This window comes from bacterium, assembly GCA_021372535.1.
Classification (GTDB): Bacteria; Latescibacterota; Latescibacteria; order Latescibacterales; family Latescibacteraceae; genus JAFGMP01.
The window spans coordinates 1-5581 of record JAJFUH010000144.1; the positions used below are offsets into that span (position 1 = coordinate 1).

The 5581-nt window shown below is 51.7% G+C and carries 4 protein-coding genes; all 4 read right to left on the minus strand.

Translation table 11 applies throughout. The annotated features are described in order from the left end of the window. Nucleotides 1-267, minus strand: a 267-nt coding sequence (locus LLG96_12795) for a B12-binding domain-containing radical SAM protein (protein MCE5251087.1), incomplete at its 3' end; no start/stop codon positions are given. A gap of 96 nt (nucleotides 268-363) precedes the next feature. Further along, nucleotides 364-1866, minus strand: coding sequence for a hypothetical protein (locus LLG96_12800; GenBank protein MCE5251088.1), 1503 nt, complete (start codon nucleotides 1864-1866; stop codon nucleotides 364-366). A 375-nt stretch (nucleotides 1867-2241) separates the two neighbouring features. After that, complete coding sequence (locus LLG96_12805) at nucleotides 2242-4680, minus strand: DUF3160 domain-containing protein (GenBank protein MCE5251089.1); 2439 nt, start codon at nucleotides 4678-4680, stop codon at nucleotides 2242-2244. 301 nt (nucleotides 4681-4981) lie between these two features. After that, the gene (locus LLG96_12810; GenBank protein MCE5251090.1) at nucleotides 4982-5353 is read right to left on the minus strand and encodes a hypothetical protein; all 372 of its coding nucleotides are present in this window, start codon (nucleotides 5351-5353) and stop codon (nucleotides 4982-4984) included. Nucleotides 5354-5581: the final 228 nt, after the last annotated feature.

The window sequence follows — 5581 nt, forward strand, 5'->3', positions numbered from 1 at the left end:
CCCGACAAACGTTCTGATTTCGTCGAGGAAGAATTCGTTGTTGTTATAAAGTACCGTATCGATGTTGCGGACTGTTATCCCGGCGACATCGGGGCTGAATCCGCTGATTTCACGGTCGAGTTCGGCGACCGGATCGTCCGCGAAACAGAGATCGAGAACACGGTATTCATGGGCCGACCGCTCCAGCGCACCCGCAAGATATTCGAGAGCGAGCGGCGGAACGGGCGGCTTTTGGTAACGGTTGGTATTGATCAGGAGAATTTTCATACGTGTCGATTTCCGGTTTGTGGTTATAAAATTGTTGAAAAAGGATATTTTCCACGGATAAACACTGATTTACACTGATGAAAAATAACAAAATTTCTATCGGAACCGTATCGAATACAAATCCGCGTCTTTCATAACAAATCGCAGGCGGATTTTTTTACCCGCAAGCGAACTCAGGTCGCCGCCGGTGTTCCAGAACACAATATACGACAGCGAGTCGCCGAATAACTCCGGGCAGTCGTCGAGCGAAAATCCCTCGACCGGTCTGCCGCCCGCATCCTGTATCTCTATACGAACGCTTCCCGCCGCCGAGGTCGAAAAATTCATGAACAGGTGCTTTCCGGTGAACGTGAACGGCTTCGTTACCAGTTCGCCCCCGCTCATGGGCGCCTGCACCGACACGAACCCGTCGATACGCAGCGTATACCGCCTCAGCTTGCTGCTCGAACCTCTGAAGTATCCCTCGGAAGCGTAGATCGAAAGCTCGTCGGGCGCACCCTCGATGTCCGAGGCGGTTGTTACGATATGCCAGGCGATGTAATTGTCGCCGTATGTCCATCCCTCCTTGAACCGAAGGCCGGGACGGACGAACGCTTCCTCCCGGCGGTGGAATGTTTTGCCGTCGCGGCTCGTCATGAACAGTCCCTCGGTGACCACGGTGCCATAGCGGAGGGAAGAGAGTGAGCGTTTCTCACGCTCATCCGTCTCGGGCAGAGCTTTCATCTGCTGCGACCAGCCGCGGTCCACATACCGGGTCGGAAATCCTATGAAAATGTGCGGTGCGCGGTAGTACGGCTTGACCTGATTCGTGTAGAGGGCTTCTTCCGGGGAGTCCGGATATTCGAGCCAGACCGGCTCGGTCCAGTTAACGAAATCTTTCGATGTAGAGGTCTTGATTCCGCGCACGCCGTTATTGAAATCCCGGACATAGGCACGATACTCGCGACGTGTCGTGTCCCAGAATGCGAGGTTCTGCGTGTCGAACGGCAGACCGGTCATGATGGGCTTGTCCTGAATGAGCGACCAGTGAATACCGTCCGGAGACTTGAATCCCAAAAGGGTATCGCTGCCGCCGTTGCCGACAGCTTTATAAAGGGCGTCCGGAGCGCATGACGGATTCGGGTCCCTGAACGGTGTGAAATCGTGGGAGCCGGGGCCTGTCCAGACAAGATTGTTGTGTTTCGAGCCATTAAATTCGAACAGGCCGAGATCGGGCTTCACCCATGTCTTGCCGTCGTGGCTTTCCGCATAAGCGGCAAGCACCGGATGCGGTATGGAAACGCCGTCCTCATTCACCGTGAGATTCCATGCCTTGTAGTACATGCGGTACAGGTCGCCGTCCTGAAAGATAGTATGATAGCCGCTGCCGCTTCCTTCCCAGGGTTCATCGTGTACCATTACAACCTCACGGGGAACCGGGCTGTGGAGGACCGTCCGGACGCCATTCATCGTATCGATGAGGTAGTCGTCCACAAACAGCTCGAGCCGCGATCCAATATCCCGTACCGCACCACCCGTATCATCCGCAGCCGCATATATCGGGACTCCGGCAGCCGCTATGGCGGCAAGGGTATAAATCAAATACTTGAACAGTCTCATCGTATCATCCTCGTATGCGGATAACAGTCATACCCGGAAGTGAATCCCCGATTAAACCGGGCAAGTACCCAAAAGTCCTATCCGGGACTCTCTTGAGCGGGATTTGCATGTGTTTGTAACTGACAACAATATGCTTTACAAGAATAAAGATTTTATCATGAAAAGCAATGAAATATTGGCGGACAGAGTACAATTATACTCTTTTACACATTTGTATGGCGGGAAAATTGGAAAGACTGAGTTTATGAAGTCACCTTTATATAATAATCCGGGGCTGTCACAGCTGACCGTTCCACAGTTCGAATCGTTTCCTGACGGTTCCGCCGGACAGACCCCGGATTATGAGATGATAACTATCCTGATTGAGCGGAAGATTTATTTCAGATACACCGCTCTGATCGTGCCCGCATGAGTTCCCGTTATAAGACGGATGAAATACACACCGGAAGCGAGACCCCCCGGCGCCCATGTGAGCGTGTGACGGCCCGCGTTCAAACGGCTGTCGAGGAGAACCTCGACTTCCTGCCCGGAAAGATTGTAGACAGCCACTTTCACCGTTTCATCCTTTTCAAGATCGAAGGTGATCAATGTTGAGGGATTGAACGGATTGGGCGTGTTCTGAAGGAGGTTGAAATCAACCGGTGCAGGTTTTTCATCCACCGCGGTTACCATTCCCGGATTCCCATGGACGGAAAAGGTCTCCACTCCCGCTGAAGACGGGCCGTTCCTGAAGCTCTCGGTCCAGACCGGCATATCCTGCGCGCCCGAACTGCTCTGCATCTTCTGCCATTCCTCGTCGGTAAGCCTTCCCTCCGAGAGAGACCAGGTAAATTCATGGTACGCGAAGAGCGCGCCCTTGGTCAGGGTGGGAACTCCCTCGACCGGTGCGATCACATATACGGTGAGCGGATGACCGACACCGACTTCGAGACAGGTATTGGTGTTCGGATCGGTGTGAACATCCGCTATAACCGCCAAGTACTTGTCGGCGTCGTTTTCGTACTGAGCAGAGAATTCCGGCGGAAATGTCACGATGCTTTCTATTGCCCCGCCAAAATTGCAGATAAGAGCGTATTCATCAGGCGTCGGTGTGGTGTTCGTGAGCTCCTTGACCGAGATTTCCGTAAGGGCCGTCATGAGTTTCCGAAACTGATCGATACGGTCGGATATGAGATTGTCGTACAATCCCCTGTTATTGAGACCTGTCTTCATGTAACCTGCCAGCGACACGAGACGGGCATATACCTCCGGGTTCGGCTCGACATATCCTCTGGCGAACGGCGGTACCGGGGGCTCAGCAGATACCTCGAGAGTTTCGCTCTGTTTCGCATACAGTATGGTATCGTGGCGGAGCTCCGCCCATGAGCCGAGAGCAGTGTTGAGGTCCTTGTCCACCCATGCGGGTGTCTGCATGAACGGCGGATACCCTTCTCCCTTGATATCGAGAAGCGGAAGCAGGGTGTAGAGCCAGTTATAATAGAGGTTCTGCGCCCATGTTTCGGGAGGACATCCGTGAAACTCTTTCCGCAGGGCTTCCATCTGGTCGATATATTTCGGATACTCGGTGTCTTTATAGACCGTGCGGAGAATATCGTAGGCACGTTCGCTGCCGAGGACAGCCATCACATCGAGTCCGCGCGGCATGAAACGGTTCCGGACGAATTCCTCGACGAGATGATCGAGGATGTACGAATCAGGGATAAACCGCTGGCCCATGAATCGCAGACCCTTGCCCGCTTTCACCGTAATCTTCGGATCGGGGAGGGTCAGCGCCTTTGCAATGAACATGTCGATTTTATCGTTATCGGCGAGTACATCGGGTGACTGGTCGAGGAAATCTTCTCCAAATACCTCCCGTGCGATTTCAATGTATGATCTGAATGTGATATCGTCGGTTTTTCCCACAAAGAATACGGTAGGTTCGTAGATACGTTCCCAGACTGCGGAAGCGGCCTCATTATCCACCGTGACGGTTTCGAGCATCCGGGATATGAGGAGCGCCTGACGGGCGGCATGACGGAGTCCTTCCTGCTTAGCATAAGGCAGGTTGAGGCTGAAGGTCATACGGCCGTACCACATCATCGCCCGGAAATACTCTTCGAATTCTGTTGTCCGGGTATAATGCCCGCGTGGTTTGTACTGGCTGTAATCCTCCACATAGGGATAATCCTCACGATACATGAGCGTCGAGGGCACATACCCGGAGGAACCTTCGTATATGGCGTTGATTTCCTTGATGGCGTTGGCGTCTATACTGCTCGCTTCCGGATGGAGGAGACCGAACGGAACGGAGAAATAGCTGATGTTATCGAGCGCCGCCTGCCTGATCTCCGGATCGGCGGCCGATTCGTACATTTCCATGGAAGCTTTTCTCAACTCCATGGTCAGCCCGTCGAGATCGGCGAAAAAGAACCTGAGCTCGAGGATGCGGAGCATGTAATCATAGAGGATATGGTAGGTATGAAGGCAGGCGTCCGTTGTGACGAATGCCGGGATGCCGTTGCTCTCGCATCCATTGTATACATCGTATATCTGACGGTAACGGCTCGCCTCGGCCACAAAACCGTTGACGGCAAGAAGGGCCTTAGCCTCCTTCGAGAGCGTAAAATCGGCGATGTTTGCTACCTCTGAAAGGTCGGACGATATCGTATAAGGTTTAACCGATGGTGTTACGGTGACCGTATATGGTTTATATACCGCAAAATCGGTTGTGACGTCACTAGTGATGGGAGGAAAAGACTCTCCCCGGAGCGGAGACACTGAAACGACTGTACAGAGCAGGGCAACGGCGGCGCTTATGCGGTTCATGTTCATTTATTATTACCCCCTTCTACATGGTACGAGCGCATATACGTATTTTCCGTAATGATATTAAAAGCAACACTCATACCAAAAAACAGAATGACCGGTATAAAATGGCTATAATAAATAATAACAATATCTTATTGAAGCATTCACGGGCGACTGATGCAAGGTGTGATCCGAAAATTCTTCGACATTTTTGTATGAAAACCGGCGGCAACCGAAGGTAATTCTCTGTGAAACATATTGTTATGACAATTTGACGGGGATTTTTCATATTCGACATTTTTGTCGGAATCCATCAAAAACCCGGTCAGGCTTGAGAGGATGTTTTTTCATCGCAGTGAGGATTCCGCTTCCTGCGCTCCTGCTCCATGCGAAGCGCGAGCTCCTGCTCGGCGATTTCGATTTCACGGTCTATTTCAACGAGCACCCGCGAAATACGGAGAACCCGTTCGTCGACAGATGGATCGATATCGTGCAGGGTAAGGCGATAGACAGTTCTGCCGAGGATAGTGAGGTGGCGGGTACGTTTTCTGCGGAGAATGGTGCGTTTCAGCTTTATATCGGCAAGACGTACTTCGGATACGATATATGTGGTGGCTGTGCTGATGGCACGGTCTATGACATGGGAGCTGAGCGCCCGCCCGGTAAGCCTGCCCATGATAATGAACATATTCGCCATTCGTATCCCCCCTGTAGTGCTGAAATGTACGAAATACAGGGGCAAAAGTCCACTTTAAACGCCTGGCCGGATTATCGGGACGGATAAATTGAAACCTTTGAAATAATCTGAACTCAGTAATAGTGGTAATTCCCGGTAATAATTTTTAGGAATTACTAAAAAAAGAATCGCAAATAACTGTCACTATAACAGAAAATCTCCTTTTTAGGTGATAGATATAAACTCTCA